The sequence below is a fragment of the Nocardia jiangxiensis NBRC 101359 genome, assembly GCF_000308615.1.
GTDB classification, from domain to species: domain Bacteria; phylum Actinomycetota; class Actinomycetes; order Mycobacteriales; family Mycobacteriaceae; genus Nocardia; species Nocardia jiangxiensis.
This window is the reverse complement of record NZ_BAGB01000076.1, coordinates 195,696-215,105: the sequence shown is the minus strand read 5'-3', so window position 1 is coordinate 215,105 and position 19,410 is coordinate 195,696. Positions and strand designations below refer to the sequence as shown.

The window sequence follows — 19,410 nt, the reverse complement described above, 5'->3', positions numbered from 1 at the left end:
CGAGCGTCGCGACGATCCACGATTTGAACAGCATCCCGGCCTTGCACTACCCGTGAATCCATCGGCCCGGCTTCGGTATTGATCGCCTTTCGATACATCGTGCCGGTAGCTGAGCCGTGCCGCGGACGGCCCGAGGTGCAGCGACCGGCTACCCGCTCAGACGCTCCCTTTACGTTCGACGACGAGAATCCGAACCTCCGGCGCCGGGTGCGCGACGTGTTCGTCGCCGACCTGGGCGTAACAGATCCGGCCCGGGGTCAGGCGTTCGACGCGTTCCTCGCCGTTCTCGCGATAGTGCATGTCGACCGCGCCGTCCAGCACGACGAAGACCTCCGGGCCGTCATTGACGTGCCACTTGTACGGCTGGTCGGTCCAGTGCAGCCGGATCGTCGCGGTATCGATCTCGGGTGATATCGAGGGCTCCCCAGGGACGGTCGGCGGTGAATGCACCGGCATCGAAGAAACGCATGTCTCGATCATGGCACCACCTCGGCGAACGGTGAGGCGGACGAGCGCCCGGGAACGGATGCGCATGCCGGTGGCACCGTACGCTACGTGCAGTGTTGACACTCCTTCTGGAGGGATGAGCGTGACGCACGATCCGGTGATCGCGGCATTGGGGGCGTTCGGGGCGTGGCTGCTGGTGGCGGGGCCGCTGTATCAGGCGGCGATGGAGTTGCGGGATCAAGGTTCGACCGAGCGGCGGGAGCTTCCACCCGATGTCGTCTCGCCGCGTCGTGTCTCGCCGTGGTGGTGGCTGGTGCCGCCGGTGGCGTACCGGAAGTATCGCCAGGAACGCGAACGGATGAAACACTCTGTGCTGCAGGTGCTTACGGCCGACGAGGTGCAGCGGATCCTGACGTTCTCCAATACCGCGCTGGGCTGGCTGCTGGTCGCGGGCGGCGCGAGGTGTATCGCGGTCAAGGAGACCTGGGAGTTCGTCGAGGCCATGGAATGGGCGTGGGGCTGGGCCCTGCTCCTGGTGGCAGTCGCGGGGTTGGCGGCGCTGGGCAACACCTCGTACCAGACCGCGCGCACCTCCCGAATCCTCGCGGCCGCCACGCACTCGAACGCTCCATGACCACATGTCCGGACTCGCCGGGCAAAGTCGGCGCGCGCTAGGCGGGCGTCGTCGCGGCGTCTGCATGTGCGGCACGGGCGCGGGCGCGGCGGACCACCGCCATGGTGATGGCGATCAGCACCCCGAAGGTGACAGCCGTCATGACGGTGGACAGCCACACCATGGTCGGGATGGGCAGGTGGTAGACGAGCACCACACGCAGCGCGGCCTCGGCGCACAGTCCCGCGCCCCAGATGATGCTCAGGGTGGTGATTACGCGCCGCATCTGCGGGCTGGTGCGGTACCGCTGCCGGAATGCGGCGGCGGCGTCGGCGGACATGCCGCGTTGTGCGCTGACGTAGATCAGGGGCTTGCCGATCGCCGTACTGAGCAGGAAGGCCGCTCCGATCAGGGCGGTGGTGAAGGAGTCCTTGGCGACCGCGAAGCGGGCGTCGCCGGACGCGAAGGTCAGCCCGAGTCCGAGCACGAAGCTGGCCAGGATCACCGAGGCGAAGGGATCGATCCGGCGTTTGCGCACGATCTCGGCGACCACGAACACACCCGACAGCACCGTTCCGCCGCTGAGGGCGACCAGATTGCTCGCCCCGGCGGCATGCAGCCCGTAGTAGGTGGCCATCGGCAGTCCGGCGTCGCGGAGCAACTGGCGCCCCAGGGCCTTGCGGTCCATTCCGGGTGCGGGTGCGGCGGCGGCCGTATCCGGCTCGCCTACCGGCTCTTCGGAACGATTCGACTCGGGTCGCGCGGTGTCCGGGACGTTCTGTGCGTCTGCGAATGCCATTGCGTGCGTGCCTTTCTCGATGTGCTGGTCGTCGACGTCTCGCGGAATCGGGAGTTCCCGCGTCGCCGTCCATATTTCGCGTTCCGCCCACTCGTCCGCATCGGCCGAGGGGTGGACAAGGTGGAGATGTCCGCTTCCACCCATACCGGACCGGGTAGTTCGTCGGATGGTTGTGCCCTCGATCCAGGCCGCACATCGAATCCTTGCTGACTGATTGCTATGTGCGTTATCGACAATCGGTCGCGAGCGGGCATTCTTTCGAAAAGTGGTGTGTGCAAGCGGGTTTGATCTCTTGCCCAGAGTGAAGATTCTGATTTCACATGGGTTGCGGGGGTTTTCCGGAGGGGGTTTTCGGGATAGGGTTCGAACATGTATTCGAACAGTGCGCCGACCGGAGGGCCCAACGCGGATGCGTTGCTGGCCGCCGTCGGTGATCTGGTCGAACAGTCGCTGACCCCGCTGTCCGATCGTGGAGTGGTGGAGTTGTTGCGTGGAGTCGAGCGCGCGGCGCGGATGTTGGTTGCGGTGCAGCATCGAGTGCTGCTCGAGGTGGATTCCCGCTCGATTCCCGCGGAGTCGGGCGCCAAGACGATCAAACGGTACTTGATGGAGACGTTGCGGTTGTCGAACGTCGAGGCGGGTGCGCGGGTGCGTGCGGCCACGCGAGTGGGTGTGTTTCGTGATCTGTCCGGTGCCGAGCGTGAGCCCGAACTGCCGTGCACGGCAACAGCATTGCGTCGTGGGGATATCTCGGTCGAGCATGCGCGAGGTATCGCGGCAGTGATGATCAGGGTTCCGCATGCAGTCGAGGCTGCCGATCGTGCCGCGGCGGAGCAGATTCTGGCCGAATTCGCGGTCACCGGCTCTCCCGACGATGTGGGCAAGGTCGGTGAGAGCATCCTCGCGCATCTGGACCCGGACGGGCGGATCACCGACGAGGCCGATCGCGCCCGGATGCGCGGCATCCGGATCGGGCGGCAGCGCGCGGACGGGATGTCCCCGATCCACGGTGAGATCGATCCGGTGTTGCGTGCCCTGCTGGATCCGGTGCTGGCCAAGTACGCGCGCCCCGGTGTGGCGAACCCGGCGGACCCGGCCAGTCCCGGCGCCGATATCGACCGCGCCGATCCGCAGCTGATCGCCGCTGCCGCGCAACGTGATACCCGGTCCGCCGCGCAGCGCACCCACGACGCGTTCACGCTACTGCTGCAATCGCTGGTGAACACCGACACGCTGGGGGCGCATCGAGGGATCCCGGTGACCACCGTGCTCACTATGCGAATCGAGGACGTGGAGCAGGCGGCCGGGGTAGCGACCACCGCGACCGGTGGCACCATCGCGATTGACGAGGCATTGCGACTGGCCGAGAAATCACGCCCATACCTGGCGGTATTCGACCACGCCGGTCTACCGCTACATTTCGGCCGGATGCGGCGATTGGCCTCACCCGCACAACGAATCTCACTCATCGCGGCATTGAGCGGCTGCTCACGGCCTGGATGCGACGCGCCCGCATCACTGTGCGCGGTGCATCATGTGCGGGATTTCAGCAAGGGCGGGCCGACCGATATCGAGAACCTGGTCCTGGCGTGCGATCACTGCCACTCATTGATCAACGACAGCGAGACTGGTTGGAAAACCGTTGTCCTGGACGATGATTCACAGTTCCCGGGCCGGACCGCGTGGATCGCACCGGACCATATCGACCCCACCGGTACAGCACGAGTGAACCATCGCCACCGAGTGGGAGAACTCCTTGCGGAAGTTATCGCCGGCATCCACGCTCGGTGTGAACGAGAACGTGCTGCGTATCAGCGTCGGTTGCGTGAGCGAAAACCCGGCGATACCGCGGCCTGACCCCGGCGGGGATCCCCTGCCGGGGCACTCGCACCTGCTGATTCGGTAGACGAGTACTGGGGCGGTGGTTATCTCTGGACGCCACTGCCGCGAGCAGGCAGTTCGAGGTGATGAAGTCGAGCTGGACTGATCGGCGCTGTTCCACTGGTAGTCAGCGGGTCTCGTTCGGTAATCGCGGTTTCACCGGGGCCGAGTCCCGGAGCTGAGTGCCACCGCCGTCCACGGCGAGTTCGGCGCCGGTTGTGAAGGCTGTCCACTCGTCGGGAGTGAAGATGAGTGCTGGGCCGTCGGGGTTCTTGGAGTCTCGGACGCCGACGTGTCCGGCGGTGAGCCAGGCGACCTCGACGCAAGCCTCCTTCGCGGGGCTCCAGCTTGATTTGAACCATTGGGCCTCGGTGAGGTCGATGGTCATTGCTCGTATCTCCTTGCTACCTGTCTGAGCAGGTCTCGCGATGGTTGTTCCGCCAATGCGGATTGCTTCAGGCATGCGTGGATCTCGCGATAGCGGAGCACGGCGTCTTCCTCTTCGAAAAACATTGTCCCGATCGTCTTTTCGGTGTAGACAATTGGCGGCTCGGTACCATTCTGTCGCTCGGACTGCGCAAAGTCGAGGATTATGTAGAGCTGCACAGGCGTGCCATCCCATGGAATTCCCGCAGCGAACGGGAGGATTTGAATCGAGACATTCGATCGCGTACCGATCGCGAACCGATGTCGGCTAGATGCCGTGCCTGTGCTGCCATGATGGATTTCGAACCCACCAGCGTGTGCAAAACGCATTCGTGCAATACGAATTCGGCATCGATCGGCCTGCGCTTGCGGGTGAGGACTGCTGCGCGACGCATCCGAACTTCAACGCGGCGTTCGAGGTCTTCTGCCGTATCATCTGGGAAATACTGCAGTTCAACAGCTTTCGCGTAATCATTGATCTGCAACAAGCCCGGCACCATCAACGGTTGGTAGAAAGACAAGCGTGATGCGCCCGCCTCGAGCCCTAGGTAGGTGCTGAACCCTTGAAGCATTAAATGCCGCTGCGCTTGCCACCAGGACTTTGTAGCCATCTGTTGTGCAAGAGCTTTCAGCTCCTCTACGCGCTCGGCGGACAGTCCGTACAGCTCTCCGAGTGCCTCGATATCTCTTGATCTGACCTTGTCGTTCTGACCTTTTTCAATCCGCGCGAGTGAAGTCTTGCCCATCTCCATGAGTTGGGCGGTATGTTCCAAAGTGAACCCGGCCCCTTCGCGGGCGTCCCGAAGTGCGCGGCCCAGTTGGCGGCGCGGAAGTGTCGAACCGGGCTGATCGTCTTTCGTCATGAGTTCCCCCTTCCCTGTTCGGTCCGAAATGCTCGGTCCGGATCGGACCAGAACCCGGTCCGGTTCGGACGTGATCCTACGGGGTATCGGACCGAATTCTGGTGCGTTGGATGAGTTGTTTCGGGCCTGTGTTCGTAACTGTCGCAACGGTGTTCGAGTGAAGCACGATGGGCCGCATGGTTCGACAGCGCGGATATCTCTCGAGCGCACAGGCCCGGGTGCTGCAAGTGCTGAGTTGCGGCGGGATACTCACCGAATGCCGGCTAGCGGCGTCCGCGCACCTCGGCGCGTGGCGGGCACACCAAGCGGTGTCGAGCCTGTTCGAGCGCGATTTTATCGTCACCGGGGCGCGCAGGGGGCGTTATGAAATCACCCGGCTGGGACGAGACGCGTTGGCGGCCAGAGGGTCCGAATGCGGACGGCTGGATGCTTGAGTCGATTCGATTGATCCGGTACTGCACGAGGGGTGTGAAAAATGTTGTACTACACAGGAAGTGGGGACGATCTGGTGATTTCTTCAGGCGTATGCGACCATGCCGAACTGGAATTGGCGCATGGGCTGATGCAACAACATCACATGTGCCGAATGGATCGGTGCGCATGGAAATGGGTCGCCTATGGAACGCTCGTGCATCACGGTCGTATCGTTCCGCCGGAATTCAGTCCGCGTCAGCGCGCCCACGCACGCGGTATCGAATTCCCGGTCGCCTGCCCGGCCGAGCCTGCCGATTACCCTGAGCCGCAGACCTTCCGGCAGGTCCTGGACACCCTGGACAAGCTGGTGGCGGATATGCGCGCCGGTGGTCGGGGGTGACTGCCGTGACCGCATGGGATGCGATATCGAACGTGGTCACGGTGATCGCGGCCAGCGTGGCGGCACTACTCGCGGTCGCGTGCGCATGGCCGGACTCCGAACGTCGCCGCAGACCCATCCGCGACCACACCCGCCGCGCGCAGATACCGTGGCCCGCGCACTGGAGCTGTGAGCTCCCGGGCCGCCCGCTCACGCTCGCCGAAGCCCACCGGGCAATGCAGATTCATCGCGAACATGATTGCGCGAGAAAACATATCGCCATGGCAATGCTGATAGCCGAGGGCCGTATCACTCCGGACTCCTCCCGGCACCATCGACAGTGGGCCTGACCGTGGACCAGAAACCAGCCGAACCGTCCTCGGCACAACTCCGCGAGGTCAGCGCCCGCGCCGAACGAGCAGGATATCTACTCGACTGCGACCGATGGTCGTCCGCCGAATGGCAGTTGCTCGACGCCACTGACGGCGAATTACTCTACGAGGCAGAAACTCTCGACGAAATCGCCCGCTGGCTAGGTACCTGACTCCCGCGGGGCTCGACCTCGGCGGCGGCGGGGCGAATCCCGACCATGTTTCATCGCAATGCTTTTCGCAGTGGAGAACTCGGCGGGGACACCTGAACTCAGGGGCCTGACCGCTCGGCTCCGAGTTCAGGCGCTCGAGGGCGCGCCGCAGCGGAGTGGCCGCGCCCCGGTGGGCGGACGCCGTCGTGGAATGGTCGCCAGATAACGTCGCCACAGGTCTGCATCAGCGGTGAGCGACCCGCTGTGCGCAGAATTCCGCGCCTGCAGTGGCATCCGCGCGCACCGCATGGCGGTAGGTCCCGGGCGCCTGGCCGCGATCCCGCCGGAATGCTCGGCTGAAGGCGGGCATCGAGGTGTAACCGACTGCGTGCGCGATGGTTTCGAGGGTGTCGTCGGTGTCCCGGAGGCGGATTGCGGCGAGGTTCATTCGCCAGCGGGTCAGGTAGCTGCCGGGGGTTTCGCCCGCGACGGTGCGGAATCGGCGGGCGAGGGTGGTGCGGGAGACCGAGAGTTCGGTCGCCAGGAGGTCGGTGGTCCAGGGTTTGGATGGGTCCTGGTGGAGTTTGGTCACCGCTACGCTCACCAGAGGGTCGCTCAGGACGCCCAGCCAGGAGCCCTTATCCTGCACCGGATTTCGGCACATCCAGACTCGGAGGAGTTGGATGAGCAGGATGTCGACCAATCGGTTGAGCACGACCGCGCCGGCGATCTGTGGAACCGCCAGCTCGCGAGCCAGGAGACGGACGGTGTCGTCCAGGCAGGTGCCGCCGTTGTCCGCGCGGATGTGCACCATCTCCGGTAGCGAGGCCAGGACCTGGGTGGATACCACCGGGTCGTACTCGTAGGAGGCGCCCAGGATGTGGGTGCGGATCTCGCCCTCGCCGATGCGCAGCACACTCGCCTGGGCGCGCGCCTGTTCGGCCGTCGCGCAATCGCAGGAATACGGGACGGTGTCGACATCGCTACCCAAGGTGTGCTCGGACCCGGTCGGCAGCAGAACGACGTCGCCCGGCATCAACTGTTCGGCCTCGAGCCCGGGGACGCGCAGCCACGCCGTGCCCGAGGTGACCGCGTAGAACACGGGGCGACCGATGTGCGGCCAGGAGGTCTTCCAGGTCTCGGCGGCCTCGATCCGCGCACCGGCCGCACCGCGAACTCCGGCGACGGTGAGCACATCGGCGAGTAGATCCATGTATCCAAGGATAGCGATGCTCTCGAATCGATGAAACAAATGGATATGATTTCGACAGTTTTGATCATCGTTTGTAGCGACTAGAGCCCATATAGTGGTGCCATGACAGATGCTATCGACTTCGACGCAATGAATCGCAAGGTCATCGATGAGTTCCGCAGCACCGGCGGTAAGGGCTCGGGCATCTTCGCGGACGTGCCGCTGATCCTGGTGCACCACGTCGGCGCGAAGTCCGGCACCGAGCGGATCGCGCCGCTGGTGTACTTCGGCGAGGGCGAGCGGTTGTTCGTCTTCGGCAGTAAGGGCGGCTCCGACGAGAACCCGGCCTGGTACCACAATCTCGTGGCCAACCCGGAGACGAAGGTGGAGGTCGGCACGGAGACCTTCCCGGTGACCGCGAAGGTACTCAGCGGCGCCGAGCGCGACGAGATCTACGCCAAGCAGTCCGCCGTGCAGCCGCAGTTCGCCGAGTACCAGAGCAAGACGACTCGGATCATCCCCGTCATCGAACTGGTGCGGGCCTGACCGGGGAAGTTCCTGATCGAAGACCTCGCCCGGTCTGTGGCAGCTGAGGCTGCGTCATCCGTCCGTGCTGCGGAGTCCGCGATCGATGAAGCTGATCATCCACTCGTAGCTGTCCTGCGGTTCGCCGGTCCAGTGGAACCCGCCGGAGGCTTGCAGGGCGGCGAATCCGTGGAAGGCGCAGCGCAGCGTGCGGACCGCGTGATCCATGTCCGCATCGGGAATTCCGTAGCCGCGCAGCACCGCTGCGATCGAATCGATGACGCGCCCACTGGATTCCAGCAGCGGATCATCGGGTCCGGTGAAACCGGCGGCGTTGATCGCGTTGTAGCGGCCCGGATGCGCGGCCACATAATCGCCGAAGGCGTGCGCGAAGGCGCGTAACGCCTCGGTACCCGACAGGCCGTGCATCGCGTCGCGAATCAGGATGTCGGCCTGGGACATGGCCAATGCCGCGATATCGTGCTGCAGTTCCGCCAGGCTCGCCACGTGCTTGTAGAGCGAAGGCGTTCGCACACTGAGCTTTTCGGCGAGCAACCCCATGCTGAGGTTGGCGAAGCCGATCTCGTCGGCCAGTTCCGCACCCGCGCGCACGACCTCGGCCCGGCTCAGGCCGGCCCTAGGCATGCTGTTGTCCGGCAAGGAATTTCAGGGTCAGCTCGGCCACCTGCTCGGCGGCCTCGGCGTGCGGGTAGTGTCCCGAGCCCTCGAGCATGGCGACCCGGCCCAGTCCGGCGGGCATGAGGGCGACGACCGCATCGGCCTCGGCCTTCGGATCGGCCCAGTCCGGATCCTCGGTGCCCATGATGATCAGCGCGGGGCCGGCGAGGTTCGGCAGCTGCGCGTGCGCGTCGGCGGGGGTGGACTTGCCGGTCTTCATGAACTCGGCGAAACGACCGGGCTCGCGGAGTTTGGCGGCGAGTGTGGCCATGGCCTCGGCGTGGTCGGACGGCTTGTTCGGGTAGGCGACATCCAGGTAGCTCATCCAGATACCGAGGCTCTTGAACAGCTGCGTGCCGATCAGCCGCAGTGCGCCGCGCCGGTAGCGCCGCACGGTCAGCAGTGCGCCGAGCGGGAACGTCTGCTTCTTGGTGAACGGGTCGAGCTCGACGATCGCGGTCACCAGTTCGGGAGCCTGAGCTGCGGCGATGGTGGCCGCGCCACCGGAGAGCGAATGTCCGATGATGACCGCCGGACCACCCAGGTGCCGGATGAGTGCGAGCAGATCGCCCGCGACGTCGGTGCGGGAGATGGCCTCGCTGCCGTCGTGCGAGGTCCAGTTCATGCTGGAGTCGCCGTGCCCGCGCAGATCGGCGTTCGCGACGCGGTAACCCGCGTCGACCAGCAGGGGGACCAGGTGGCGGAAGGCGTTGCGGTGATCGCCCATGCCGTGCGACAGCACGATCAGGGGGCCCTCGCCCGTCACGTCGTAAGCGATCTGTCCATTGCCGATGGTCAGGTACTCGGTCATGTCAACTCCTGTGGAGCTAGCGGCTAAAGCTGATAGCCATAAAGCTAATCGAATTAGCCGAGGGTGTCAACAGGTCGATCGGATCGCTCGAATCAAGCTGATCGCAGAGGTTCCCGCGCGGTCCCCGCGACCGGATGATGGCTGCCGTGCCCGACGATCCCCGCCCGTTACGTCCGTCCGTGCCGGGTACCCGGCTAATGTTTCCGGCTATGGTCCGTTTGCCTCGTTCGGTGCTTCGCGTACTGGTCACCGTGTTGTCCCTGCTCGCGGTACTGTTCGTGGCCGGTTGCGGATCGAATGGGGGCAATTCGTCGGCTAGCCGGGATCTGTGTTCGCCGCCGGGGGAGGCGGCCGCGGCTGCCGCGCCGACGAACCTGGCCGCGGGTGCGTCGGCGGGGGCCGATCGATTCACCACCCAGACCACCGAACCCCTCGACCAGATCGATGTGAGCAAGCTGGGTCTGCTGGCGCCGGGCGTGCTGAGCGTGGGCACGCTGTCCGATGCGCCGCCGAGCATCTGCGTGGACTCCAAGGGGCAGTTCACCGGATTCGACAACGAGCTGTTGAAGGCGATCGGCGCGAAACTCGGTCTGCGTGTGCAGTTCTCGGGGACCGAGTTCTCCGGTCTGCTCGCCCAGGTGGCGAATCGACGGTTCGATGTCGGGTCGTCGAGTATCACCACCACCGACGAACGTCGCAAGCTGGTGGATTTCACCAACGGTTACGACTTCGGATACTTCTCCCTCGTCGTCCCGAACGGCAGTGCGCTGCACGGCTTCTCGGACCTGCACCCGGGCGTGCGGATCGGCGTGGTGCAGGGCACCGTGCAGGACGAGTACGTGGTGAACACGCTGCATCTGGATCCGGTGAAATTCCCGGACTACAACACCGCGTACGCGAATCTGAAGACCGGGCAGATCGATGCCTGGGTGGCGCCGTCGGCGCAGGCCACCGGTGCGGTCAAACCGGGGGATTCGACCTCGATCGTGCAGAACACGTTCAGCCTGGACAATTTCACGGCATGGGCGGTGCGGCCGGGTAATCAGCCGCTGATCGATGCGCTCAACGCCGGGCTGGACGCGGTCATCGCGGACGGCACCTACGCCAAGCTGTACTCCAACTGGGAGCCGAGGCCGTTCCCGCCGGGCTGGAAGCCGGGATCGAAGGCGGCCCCGGTGCCGCAGCTGCCGGATTTCGCGAAGATCGCCGCGGACCATCACACCACCAATACGGCCCAGGCCGCGCCGAAGTCGACCCTGCGGCAGTTGGGCGATACGTTCTTCGACTGGTCGTTGTACCGCAAGGCATTTCCGGACCTGTTCAAAACCGGTTTGCCCAATACGCTGATCCTGGCCTTGGTTTCGGGTGTGCTCGGCACGATCATCGGCATGCTGCTGGCCGTGGCGGGTATTTCCCGGACGCGCTGGTTGCGCTGGCCCGCAAGGATTTACACCGATATCTTCCGGGGTCTTCCCGCCGTGGTGATCATCCTCATCATCGGTCTGGGCGTCGGCCCGGTGGTGAAGAATCTGACCGGCAACAACCCCTACTGGCTCGGCGCGGTCGCGCTGGCGCTGCTGGCCTCGGCTTATATCGGCGAGATCTTCCGGTCCGGGATCCAGTCGGTGGAGGCCGGGCAGATGGAAGCCGCCCGTGCCATCGGATTCGGTTACCGGCAGTCGATGACGCTGGTGGTGATTCCGCAGGGCGTCCGAAGAGTGTTGCCCGCGTTGATGAATCAGTTCATCGCGCTGATCAAGGATTCCTCGCTGATCTACTTCCTCGGCCTGCTGGCCACCCAGCGTGAATTGTTCGCGGTCGGAAGGGATCTCAACGCCCAGACAGGCAATCTCTCCCCGCTGGTCGCCGCGGGTCTGGTGTATCTGCTGTTGACGATTCCGCTGACGCACCTGGTCAACTACATCGACCGGCGGTTGCGCACCGGGCGTGCGGAAAAGGTCGACGGCCCCGTCGAACCGGTCGAGCAATCCGTCACCACGGAAGGGCGCTGAGCGTGAGCCACCACGGCAACGAGATCGAGGGCACCGGCGGCGAGCCGTCCGGCGCGGGCGCGACCCGGGCCAGCTCCTCGCTCACCGGAACCGACCTGCACCTGACCCTGGGCGGCAACCAGGTGCTGCGCGGGGTCGACATCCACGTCGACGCCGGGAAGACCACCACCGTCATCGGTCCCTCGGGTTCGGGTAAATCCACGCTGCTGCGGGTGCTGAACCGGTTGCACGAACCGGATTCGGGCGATGTGCTGATCGACGGCGTCTCGGTGCTTCGCGAGGATCCGGACCGGTTGCGGCAGCGCATCGGGATGGTGTTCCAGCACTTCAACCTGTTCCCGCACATGAGCGTCCTGGACAACGTCGCACTGGGCCCGCGCAAGCTGCGCGGACTGTCCCGGGAGGCGGCTCGCGAGGTCGCCATGGACCAGTTGGAGACCGTCGGCCTGGTCGCGCGCGCCAATACCCGCCCGGCGAATCTGTCCGGCGGACAACAACAACGCGTCGCCATCGCCCGTGCCCTGGCGATGAAACCGGAACTCATGCTCTTCGACGAGGCCACCTCGGCCCTGGACCCGGAACTGGTCAAGGGCGTTCTGGCGCTCATGACGGATCTGGCCTCGGGCGGTATGACGATGATCGTCGTCACGCACGAAATGGGTTTCGCCCGTTCGGTTTCCGACAGCGTCATGTTCATGGATCAGGGTCAGCTGGTCGAATCCGGTTCGCCCGACCGCATATTCGACGACGCGAAGACCCCGCGCCTGAGGCAGTTCCTCTCCCAGGTGCTGTAATTCTCGGCCTCGGCTAACTGCCGCTGCTGCTTCCGGAGGACGGCATGTTGGCATAACGGCCGAAATCGCCCTGGGCGCCGCTGTAGACGTTGACGTCCGTGCGGCCCGCGATGCCCGGGATGGTGCCGGAATCGGTTGTCTGCCAGAAGGTCCAGGTGGGCCAGCCGCCGGGGATGTCGGGTTGGGGTCTGCCGCTGTAGTCGGCGATCCACAGCGGGTACTGGGTGAACTGGTTCGAATTCGCCATGGCCGTGCGCCAGAAGCGCGGGTAGGTGTAGACGATCGGAACGCGGCCGGTGAGGGCCTGCACCGTGTTGAGGTAGCGGTGCGTCCAATCGATGAGTGCGCCCGGCGCCAGTCCGCCGGAATTCTCGATATCCAGCACCGGCGGCAGGTCGAGCACGCCGTGCTGACCCAGGACCACCGTGGCGTACAGCGCGGCCTGTGGTTCGGGCGGCAGATTGGGCCGGGCGTAGTGATAGGTGCCGCGTGCGACTCCGGCCGCGCGCATCAGCAGGCTGTCCGGCACGAAGTAGGGGTTGACGTAGTCCAGCCCCTCGGTTGCCTTGAGCATCGCGAAGCTGTTGCCCGAGCCGCGCACGGCGAACCAGTTGATCCACCGGCCGTCCACGTGCTGCCACGACGAGACGTCCGGACCGGTGGGGGCGGCGATGGCCGGACCGGTTGCCGACAGTATGCCGACGGCAGCAAACGCCGACAGCGACAGAAGCGAGCGACGAACCTGGGGATGAGCCGTGATGCGTCGATACATGGTCAAGAGGGTAAGCGGATGTCGCCGTCGAGGCCAGAGTCCCGACCGTGTTCTGTGCCAGTGGATTGCCGCAGATGTGCTGTTTTAGGGCAATCTCACTGAAACTGGGAATTCAGCCGAGCCAGTCCAGCACCGAGGCCGCCGTCCAGGACTGCTGCATACTGCCCAGCGGCGCACCGCTGAACGGGTCGTAATACTCGGCGAAACTGCCGTCGGCGGCCTGCCGCAAACCCTCCGCGCGCAGCATGAACGACCGCTCGGCCCAGCCTCGGCGGGCGAAGACCCAGGAGAACAGCCAGCTCATCACCGGCCAGACCGGTCCGCGCCAATATTCGGTGCGGCGGAAATCCTTGGAGACCGGCGAGGTGGACGGCGGCAGGGCGTAGCGCAGATCCGGATGTCCGCAATAGCGCGGTCCCTCGAAGATGCGCAGCAGGTTGCGTTCGGCCTCGCGGGGCAGCCCGCCGCACAGCAGTGGCGCGAACACGGCCAGGGTCTCGGTGTTGATCCAGGAATCCAGCCGCAGGTCGTAGTCGCGTGCGGCGCCTGAACGCGGATCGGTGGTCGCGATCACGCCCGCGCGGAAATACGACGCCCATTCGTAGAGTTCGCGCACATCGGCGCGGGGCAGCCGGTAGTCCTCACCGATCGCGGCCAGAACTTCACAGGCCAGGACGAAGATCGCGGTGACGAACACGTCCTCCACGGCGAAACTCATCGACGACGCCTCTTGAAAATCGTCGTATCCACATCGGCGCATCTGCTCGACCAGCCACAGATAGCGGTCGTACTCGCGATCGGTCGGGCGCTGGGCCGGATCCACCAGCGTGTTGTCCGCGCGCTCGTACGGCGGCAGATCACCCGGGACGACGTTCTGGTAGGCGCGATCCCAGCGCGGTGAGTTGTCCATTCCGGACTCCCAGCCGTGATAGATCGTGATCCGCCCGTTCTGTTTCGGATCGCGTGAATGGGCCAGCCAGCGGTGCCAGCGCATCAGGTCCGGCCAGCGCCGGTCCAGGAATTCCTCGGCCACCGCGCGGGTGCTGCGCCCGTGGCGGCGCGAATGGTCGAGGATGCGCTGCACCGCGATGGCGTGCACCGGCGGCTGGGTGATCCCGGAGGTGTCCGGTCCGTCGGGTGCGTTGGCCGCGAGCTTGCGACATTCCCAGCGCGCGGGACCCGGGAAATATCCATCCACACCGTTGGCGAACACGATGTGCGGGATCATGCCGTTCTTCCACTGTGCCGACAGCAGCGTGTCCAGTTCGACCACGGCACGCTCCACGCTCAACGGGGCGAGTCCGACCGCGACGAATGCGGCGTCCCAGCTCCACTGGTGTGGATACAGACGCGGTGCGGCGCTGGTCATCGTCCCCAGGTCGTTACCGCGCAGCAGGTACGCGGCACGGGCTGCAAGCTGTGTGGGGGTGAAACCAGGCCCGTTCATCCCCCTATTCTGCGACGACACCCTCGGATATGCGCGCTGCGCACCTCGGCCGGGCTGCGGGAGGCCCGTCAGCGGCTCGTGGTCGGCGATGCCGCACCCGCTCCGCGTCGATTACGGTGAGCCCATGCCCGACGCCGAGACACCCACGCCGACCGCTCTGATCACCGGCGCCAGCCGTGGCCTCGGCGCGGCGATCGCCCGCGAACTGGCCCCCACCCATCACCTGCTGCTGGGCGCGCGCACGGCAGAGGCCCTGTCCGGGATCGCGGCGGAACTCCCCGGCAACACCCCGTGGCCGGTGCAGCTGACCGACTACGAGGCCCTCGCCCGCGCCTGCGCCCCGATCGAGCGCCTGGACGTGCTGGTCCACAACGCCGGCGTGGCCGACCTCGGTACCATCGCCGAGTCGTCGGTGCAGCAGTGGCGAAACACCTTGGAAGCCAACATCATCGCCGTTTCCGAGCTGACCAGGCTGCTGCTGCCCGCACTGCGTGCCGCCGGAGGTCATGTCGTGCTGATCAATTCGGGCGCGGGCCTTCGAGTCAATCCAGGCTGGGGCGTCTACGCCGCGAGCAAGTTCGCGTTGCGCGCCTTCGGTGACGCCCTACGTCTCGAAGAACCCGAATTGCGGATCACCTCAATACATCCCGGCCGCACCGACACCGACATGCAGCGCGACATCGTGGCCGGGGAGGGCCGCGAGTACCGGCCTGGGGAGTTCCTCACCGCGAGCACTGTCGCTCGCACGGTGCGCACCGCGATCGAAACACCCCGCGACGCCCACCCCACCGAAATCGTGCTGCGTCCGATCGCCCGGGACACCGAGTAGCCACTGCCCCGAGAGCGACATCAGCCCGCGACACCTCGCGCACGGCAACTGATTTCGTGAGCACATGGGTAACTCCTCGGGTACGTCCGAAACGCGACCGTCGGCCCGACAGGGAAGTTTCGTGGCACCCGACGACACGCTGAAGTCGCGGAGAGGCGGGGGAGCAGGAAGCAGGGGTGGGCTGCCTGCGGTAGATTTCTGAGGTCAGTGGTCTCCGGCACGAAGTGGTTTTCTGCGAATATGAGTTCGACGATGAACCGCAGGCAGTGGTTGACGCTGCTGGCGGCCGGGACAGCCGCAGCACTGTCCGGATGCGATGCGACACACGGTGCCGCGATCTCCGGTGCTGGGCCGAATCACCTGGCCAAGGGCATGGCGGCGACTCCATCCGCGACGCCTGCACTCCCGACGACGCGGGCCGCGGTCCCGCTGCTCCCGGCCCCGCCCGGCGGCCCGAAGACACGCCTGTCGCGGCACACCATCACCGCGCTCCCCGGTAAGGGCAACACTCTCGCGCTCACCGTCGATGACGGCGCCGCCGCCGAAGTCGTGGGCGCGTACATCAAATTCGCCCAGGACACAGGCGCACGCTTCACCTTCTTCGTCACCGCCGCCTACAGTTCCTGGACCGTGCACCGCGACGCGTTGCGCCCGCTGGTCGAATCGGGGCAGATCCAGCTCGGCAACCACACCTGGAACCATCCGGCGCTGACCAAACTCTCCGCCGCCGGCGTGGCCGATCAGCTCGAACGCACGAAAACCTTCCTGCGCAACACCTTCGGCGTCGACGGCACGCCCTTCTACCGCCCGCCGTACGGTTTCCACAATGCGACCGTGGACCGCGTCGCCGCCGAACACGGTTACACGGTGCCCACCCTCTGGTACGGCTCGCTGAGCGACTCCTCGATCGTCACCGAGCAGTACCTGATCCAGATGGCGCACAAGTACTTCAACCCGCAGGCGATCGTCATCGGCCACGCCAACCACCCGGCCGTCACCCATTGCTACAACCAGATGGTGGACGTCATCAAAGAGCGCAAGCTGTCCATGGTCACCTTGAACGACGTCACCCTGCCGCCCGTCTGAGCGGTTACCGCACGCCTGTTCCTCAGGCCACGACGTTGACCAGGCGGCCCGGGACGACGATGACCTTGCGCGGAGTCTTGCCGTTCAGGAACTCCAGCAGCTTCTCGTCGGCCAGCGCCACGGTCTCGATCGTTTTCGCGTCGGCATCGGCGGGGACGCTGATCCGGCTGCGCACCTTGCCGTTGACCTGGATGGGGTACTCGACCGAATCCTCCACCAGCAGTGCGGGATCGGCGAGCGGGAACGGGCCGTGGGCCAGGGCCGTGGTGTGGCCCAGGCGTTCCCACAGTTCCTCGGCGATGTGCGGAGCCATCGGGGCCAGCATCAGGACCAGAGGTTCGACCACCGCGCGCGGGGCGCCCTCGGGGTAGTTCTTGGTCAGGAAGTTGGTCAGCTCGATCAGCTTCGCGCCCGCGGTGTTGTCGCGCAGGTTGGCGTAGTCGTCACCGGCTCCGGCGATCGTCTTGTGCAGCAGGCGAAGTGCCTCGGCAGACGGCTCGGCGTCGATGACGCGCAGGGCGCCGGACTCCTCGTCCACCACCAGTCGCCAGATGCGCTGCAGGAAGCGGTGCGCGCCGACGACATCCTTGGTCGCCCAGGGGCGCGAGGTGTCCAGCGGGCCCATCGACATCTCGTAGAACCGGAAGGTGTCCGCGCCGTACAGATCGCACATCTCGTCGGGTGAGATGGCGTTCTTCAGCGATTTGCCGATCTTGCCGTACTCCTGGAAGACCTCCTCCTCCTCGACGCCGGAGGTGTTGGTCCAGAAGAACTTTCCGTCCCGCTCGACGATCTCCGCAGCCGGGACGTACGCGCCACGCGCATCGGTGTAGGCGAACGCCTGGATGTAGCCCTGATTGAACAGGCGGCGATACGGTTCGACACCGGTCACATCACCCAGATCGAACAGCACCTTCTGCCAGAACCGCGCGTAGAGCAGATGCAGCACCGCATGTTCCACACCGCCGACGTACAGGTCGACACCGCCCGGATCCTGGTCGCCGTGCTCGATGGGGCGCGGTCCCAGCCAGTACTTCTCGTTCTCCGGAGCGCAGAAGGTCTCGGCATTGGTCGGGTCGGCGTAGCGCAGCTGATACCAGGAACTGCCCGCCCAGTTGGGCATGACGTTGGTGTCGCGGCGGTACTTCTTCGGGCCGTCGCCCAGATCCAGTTCCACGTGCACCCAGTCGGTGGCCTTGGCCAGCGGCGGGGAGGGCTCGGAATCGGCGTCGTCCGGATCGAAGGTGACCGGCGCGAAGTCCTCGATCTCCGGAAGTGTCACCGGCAGCATCGATTCCGGCAGTGCGTGCGGTGCGCCGTCCTCGTCGTACACGATCGGGAAGGGCTCGCCCCAGTAGCGCTGCCGGGCGAACAGCCAGTCCCGCAGCTTGTACTGGACCGTGCCGCGGCCGTGCCCGTCGGACTCCAGCTGTTCGATGACGCGCGCCTTGGCGGCCTCGATCTCCAGTCCGTCCAGGTAGCCGGAGTTCACCAGCGCGCCCTCACCGGAGTACGCGGCCTGCGAGATATCCCCGCCCGCGACGACTTCCAGAATCGGCAGCCCGAAGGCGGTGGCGAAATCCCAGTCCCGCGGGTCGTGACCGGGGACGGCCATGATCGCGCCGGTGCCGTAGCCGCTGAGCACGTAGTCGGCGATGAAGATCGGCACCTGCGCGCCGTTCACCGGATTCGTGGCGTACGTGCCCAGGAAGACGCCGGTCTTCTCCTTGTTCTCCTGACGCTCCAGATCCGATTTCGCCGCGATCGACTTGCGGTATGCCGCAACGGCTTCGGCCGGATTCGCGGAGTCGCCGAACTGCCAGCGCGGGTCGGCGCCGGACGGCCAGGCGGCGGCGGTCAGGGTGTCGACCAGGTCGTGCTCGGGAGCCAGTACCACGTACGTCGCGCCGAACAGCGTGTCGGGCCGGGTGGTGAAGACCTCGATCGTCTCCGCACCCGCGGTGAACCGCACCTGCGCGCCGCGCGAACGCCCGATCCAGTTGCGCTGCATGGCCTTGACGTTCTCGGGCCAGTCCAGGTGATCCAGATCGTCCACCAGGCGATCGGAGTAGGCGGTGATCCGCATCATCCACTGCCACAGGCGCTTACGGAAAACCGGGAAGTTACCGCGCTCGGAGCGGCCCTCCGCGGTGACCTCCTCGTTGGACAGCACCGTGCCCAGACCCGGGCACCAGTTGACCATCGAATCGGACTGGTACACCAGGCGATACGAGTCCACCACGGCGTTGCGCTCGGTCGCGGACAGTTCGGCCCAGACCTTGCCGTCCTCGGGAGTCCTCGCGCCGCTGTCGAATTCGGCGATCAGCTCCTCGATCGGACGCGCCTTGCCCAGATCCGTGTCGTACCAGGCGTTGTAGATGCGCAGGAAGATCCACTGCGTCCACTTGTAGAACTCCGGATCGGTGGTGGCGAAGGAACGCCGGCGGTCGTGCCCCAGGCCCAGCCGGTCCAGCTGCCCCTGCATGGTCGCGATATTCGATTCGGTGGTCACCCGCGGATGCGCGCCGGTCTGCACCGCGTACTGCTCGGCGGGCAGGCCGAACGCGTCGTAACCCAGCGCGTGCAGCACATTGCGGCCGGTCATGCGGTGATAGCGGGCGAACACGTCGGTCGCGATATAGCCCAGCGGATGCCCGACGTGCAGTCCCGCACCGGACGGATACGGGAACATGTCCTGGATGAACAGCTTGTCGGCGGGGATCTCACCGCGTAGCGGACCGACCGGATTGGGCGCGTGGAACGTGCCGCGCTCCTCCCAGGTCCGCTGCCATTTGCGCTCGATACGTCCGGCGAGGTCGGCGTTGTAACGGTGTGCGGGCACCTCGCCGGTGCCGTCGCTGCGTCCACTCACGGCTGCGTCGGTCGGTTCGGTTGCACGAGTGTCCTGCACGATCCTGC

The 19,410-nt window shown here is 65.7% G+C and carries 21 protein-coding genes; 10 read left to right on the top strand and 11 right to left on the bottom strand.

Annotated elements, in window-relative coordinates:
- Positions 1 to 156 precede the first annotated feature (156 nt).
- A complete protein-coding gene (locus tag ON40_RS33585; protein WP_245568098.1) occupies positions 157 to 480 on the bottom strand; it encodes a cupin domain-containing protein in 324 nt (107 codons plus the stop codon).
- A gap of 103 nt (positions 481 to 583) precedes the next feature.
- On the opposite strand from ON40_RS33585, the gene ON40_RS33580 reads away from it, so the two are divergent.
- Positions 584 to 1,081: a hypothetical protein gene (locus tag ON40_RS33580; protein WP_040829145.1), complete on the top strand. Its 498-nt coding sequence runs from the start codon at positions 584 to 586 to the stop codon at positions 1,079 to 1,081.
- Between the two features lie 37 nt (positions 1,082 to 1,118).
- Here the strand turns inward: ON40_RS33580 and ON40_RS33575 are convergent, their stop codons facing one another.
- Entirely contained in the window at positions 1,119 to 1,859 is a 741-nt protein-coding gene (locus ON40_RS33575; RefSeq protein ID WP_157186573.1) for a VC0807 family protein, read from the bottom strand.
- A gap of 369 nt (positions 1,860 to 2,228) precedes the next feature.
- On the opposite strand from ON40_RS33575, the gene ON40_RS33570 reads away from it, so the two are divergent.
- Positions 2,229 to 3,716, top strand: a complete 1,488-nt coding sequence (locus ON40_RS33570; protein WP_051193929.1) for an HNH endonuclease signature motif containing protein — start codon at positions 2,229 to 2,231, stop codon at positions 3,714 to 3,716.
- 151 nt (positions 3,717 to 3,867) lie between these two features.
- On the opposite strand, the gene ON40_RS33565 is transcribed toward ON40_RS33570, so the two are convergent.
- Genes ON40_RS33565 through ON40_RS49340 form a run of 3 tightly spaced genes read right to left on the bottom strand, consistent with a single transcriptional unit; the run spans position 3,868 to position 5,029 of the window.
- Entirely contained in the window at positions 3,868 to 4,128 is a 261-nt protein-coding gene (locus ON40_RS33565) for a DUF397 domain-containing protein (protein WP_051193927.1), read from the bottom strand.
- A complete protein-coding gene (locus ON40_RS56230) occupies positions 4,125 to 4,367 on the bottom strand; it encodes a Scr1 family TA system antitoxin-like transcriptional regulator (protein WP_373282015.1) in 243 nt (80 codons plus the stop codon). Before ON40_RS56230 ends, ON40_RS33565 begins: the two co-directional genes overlap by 4 nt.
- On the bottom strand, positions 4,331 to 5,029 hold the full coding sequence (locus ON40_RS49340) for a Scr1 family TA system antitoxin-like transcriptional regulator (protein WP_083896100.1): 699 nt from the start codon (positions 5,027 to 5,029) through the stop codon (positions 4,331 to 4,333). Before ON40_RS49340 ends, ON40_RS56230 begins: the two co-directional genes overlap by 37 nt.
- 475 nt (positions 5,030 to 5,504) lie before the next feature.
- Here ON40_RS49340 and ON40_RS33555 point away from each other — a divergent pair, with 475 nt between their 5' ends.
- From ON40_RS33555 to ON40_RS33545, 3 genes are read left to right on the top strand one after another with little or no spacing between them, the layout of a single operon-like run.
- Positions 5,505 to 5,843: a hypothetical protein gene (locus tag ON40_RS33555; protein WP_040829144.1), complete on the top strand. Its 339-nt coding sequence runs from the start codon at positions 5,505 to 5,507 to the stop codon at positions 5,841 to 5,843.
- Between the two features lie 5 nt (positions 5,844 to 5,848).
- Entirely contained in the window at positions 5,849 to 6,172 is a 324-nt protein-coding gene (locus ON40_RS33550) for a hypothetical protein (protein WP_157186572.1), read from the top strand.
- Positions 6,173 to 6,174: 2 nt separating this feature from the next.
- Positions 6,175 to 6,366 (top strand): hypothetical protein, encoded by a 192-nt coding sequence (locus tag ON40_RS33545; RefSeq protein ID WP_157186571.1) that lies wholly within the window; start codon positions 6,175 to 6,177, stop codon positions 6,364 to 6,366.
- A gap of 223 nt (positions 6,367 to 6,589) precedes the next feature.
- Here the strand turns inward: ON40_RS33545 and ON40_RS33540 are convergent, their stop codons facing one another.
- On the bottom strand, positions 6,590 to 7,558 hold the full coding sequence (locus tag ON40_RS33540; protein ID WP_051193920.1) for an AraC family transcriptional regulator: 969 nt from the start codon (positions 7,556 to 7,558) through the stop codon (positions 6,590 to 6,592).
- A gap of 102 nt (positions 7,559 to 7,660) precedes the next feature.
- On the opposite strand from ON40_RS33540, the gene ON40_RS33535 reads away from it, so the two are divergent.
- Positions 7,661 to 8,083, top strand: coding sequence for a nitroreductase family deazaflavin-dependent oxidoreductase (locus ON40_RS33535; RefSeq protein WP_040829138.1), 423 nt, complete (start codon positions 7,661 to 7,663; stop codon positions 8,081 to 8,083).
- 54 nt (positions 8,084 to 8,137) lie between these two features.
- Here the strand turns inward: ON40_RS33535 and ON40_RS33530 are convergent, their stop codons facing one another.
- Both ON40_RS33530 and ON40_RS33525 read right to left on the bottom strand, forming a co-directional pair.
- Positions 8,138 to 8,707 carry a TetR/AcrR family transcriptional regulator gene (locus tag ON40_RS33530; protein WP_040829137.1) on the bottom strand — a complete coding sequence of 190 codons (570 nt, stop codon included), beginning with the start codon at positions 8,705 to 8,707 and terminating at the stop codon, positions 8,138 to 8,140.
- Positions 8,700 to 9,551, bottom strand: coding sequence for an alpha/beta fold hydrolase (locus ON40_RS33525; protein WP_040829136.1), 852 nt, complete (start codon positions 9,549 to 9,551; stop codon positions 8,700 to 8,702). The genes ON40_RS33530 and ON40_RS33525 overlap by 8 nt, the downstream gene beginning before the upstream one ends.
- Before the next feature lie 197 nt (positions 9,552 to 9,748).
- On the opposite strand from ON40_RS33525, the gene ON40_RS33520 reads away from it, so the two are divergent.
- Together ON40_RS33520 and ON40_RS33515 are read left to right on the top strand one after the other, a co-directional pair.
- Entirely contained in the window at positions 9,749 to 11,563 is a 1,815-nt protein-coding gene (locus tag ON40_RS33520; protein ID WP_040829135.1) for an ABC transporter substrate-binding protein/permease, read from the top strand.
- A gap of 23 nt (positions 11,564 to 11,586) precedes the next feature.
- Entirely contained in the window at positions 11,587 to 12,357 is a 771-nt protein-coding gene (locus ON40_RS33515; RefSeq protein ID WP_051193988.1) for an amino acid ABC transporter ATP-binding protein, read from the top strand.
- Positions 12,358 to 12,370: 13 nt separating this feature from the next.
- Here ON40_RS33515 and ON40_RS33510 read toward each other — a convergent pair whose 3' ends face one another.
- Positions 12,371 to 13,129: a glycoside hydrolase family 25 protein gene (locus ON40_RS33510; RefSeq protein WP_040829134.1), complete on the bottom strand. Its 759-nt coding sequence runs from the start codon at positions 13,127 to 13,129 to the stop codon at positions 12,371 to 12,373.
- A gap of 112 nt (positions 13,130 to 13,241) precedes the next feature.
- Positions 13,242 to 14,576 carry a glucosylglycerate hydrolase gene (gene ggh, locus ON40_RS33505; RefSeq protein WP_040829133.1) on the bottom strand — a complete coding sequence of 445 codons (1,335 nt, stop codon included), beginning with the start codon at positions 14,574 to 14,576 and terminating at the stop codon, positions 13,242 to 13,244.
- Between the two features lie 124 nt (positions 14,577 to 14,700).
- Between ggh and ON40_RS33500 the strand changes: the two genes are divergently transcribed.
- Positions 14,701 to 15,405, top strand: coding sequence for an SDR family oxidoreductase (locus ON40_RS33500; RefSeq protein WP_040829132.1), 705 nt, complete (start codon positions 14,701 to 14,703; stop codon positions 15,403 to 15,405).
- 240 nt (positions 15,406 to 15,645) lie between these two features.
- Positions 15,646 to 16,491: a polysaccharide deacetylase family protein gene (locus ON40_RS33495; protein WP_245568097.1), complete on the top strand. Its 846-nt coding sequence runs from the start codon at positions 15,646 to 15,648 to the stop codon at positions 16,489 to 16,491.
- A 22-nt stretch (positions 16,492 to 16,513) separates the two neighbouring features.
- Here the strand turns inward: ON40_RS33495 and leuS are convergent, their stop codons facing one another.
- The gene (gene leuS, locus ON40_RS33490) at positions 16,514 to 19,402 is read right to left on the bottom strand and encodes a leucine--tRNA ligase (protein WP_083896099.1); all 2,889 of its coding nucleotides are present in this window, start codon (positions 19,400 to 19,402) and stop codon (positions 16,514 to 16,516) included.
- Positions 19,403 to 19,410 lie beyond the last annotated feature (8 nt).

Bases quoted from the DNA above. Each gene is read 5' to 3' on its own strand.
- ON40_RS33585 (WP_245568098.1), bottom strand. From the start codon at position 480: ATGATCGAGACATGCGTTTCTTCGATGCCGGTGCATTCACCGCCGACC.
- ON40_RS33580 (WP_040829145.1), top strand. From the start codon at position 584: ATGAGCGTGACGCACGATCCGGTGATCGCGGCATTGGGGGCGTTCGGG.
- ON40_RS33575 (WP_157186573.1), bottom strand. From the start codon at position 1,859: ATGGCATTCGCAGACGCACAGAACGTCCCGGACACCGCGCGACCCGAG.
- ON40_RS33570 (WP_051193929.1), top strand. From the start codon at position 2,229: ATGTATTCGAACAGTGCGCCGACCGGAGGGCCCAACGCGGATGCGTTG.
- ON40_RS33565 (WP_051193927.1), bottom strand. From the start codon at position 4,128: ATGACCATCGACCTCACCGAGGCCCAATGGTTCAAATCAAGCTGGAGC.
- ON40_RS49340 (WP_083896100.1), bottom strand. From the start codon at position 5,029: ATGACGAAAGACGATCAGCCCGGTTCGACACTTCCGCGCCGCCAACTG.
- ON40_RS33555 (WP_040829144.1), top strand. From the start codon at position 5,505: ATGTTGTACTACACAGGAAGTGGGGACGATCTGGTGATTTCTTCAGGC.
- ON40_RS33540 (WP_051193920.1), bottom strand. From the start codon at position 7,558: ATGGATCTACTCGCCGATGTGCTCACCGTCGCCGGAGTTCGCGGTGCG.
- ON40_RS33535 (WP_040829138.1), top strand. From the start codon at position 7,661: ATGACAGATGCTATCGACTTCGACGCAATGAATCGCAAGGTCATCGAT.
- ON40_RS33530 (WP_040829137.1), bottom strand. From the start codon at position 8,707: ATGCCTAGGGCCGGCCTGAGCCGGGCCGAGGTCGTGCGCGCGGGTGCG.
- ON40_RS33525 (WP_040829136.1), bottom strand. From the start codon at position 9,551: ATGACCGAGTACCTGACCATCGGCAATGGACAGATCGCTTACGACGTG.
- ON40_RS33520 (WP_040829135.1), top strand. From the start codon at position 9,749: ATGTTTCCGGCTATGGTCCGTTTGCCTCGTTCGGTGCTTCGCGTACTG.
- ON40_RS33510 (WP_040829134.1), bottom strand. From the start codon at position 13,129: ATGTATCGACGCATCACGGCTCATCCCCAGGTTCGTCGCTCGCTTCTG.
- ggh (WP_040829133.1), bottom strand. From the start codon at position 14,576: ATGAACGGGCCTGGTTTCACCCCCACACAGCTTGCAGCCCGTGCCGCG.
- ON40_RS33500 (WP_040829132.1), top strand. From the start codon at position 14,701: ATGCCCGACGCCGAGACACCCACGCCGACCGCTCTGATCACCGGCGCC.
- ON40_RS33495 (WP_245568097.1), top strand. From the start codon at position 15,646: ATGAGTTCGACGATGAACCGCAGGCAGTGGTTGACGCTGCTGGCGGCC.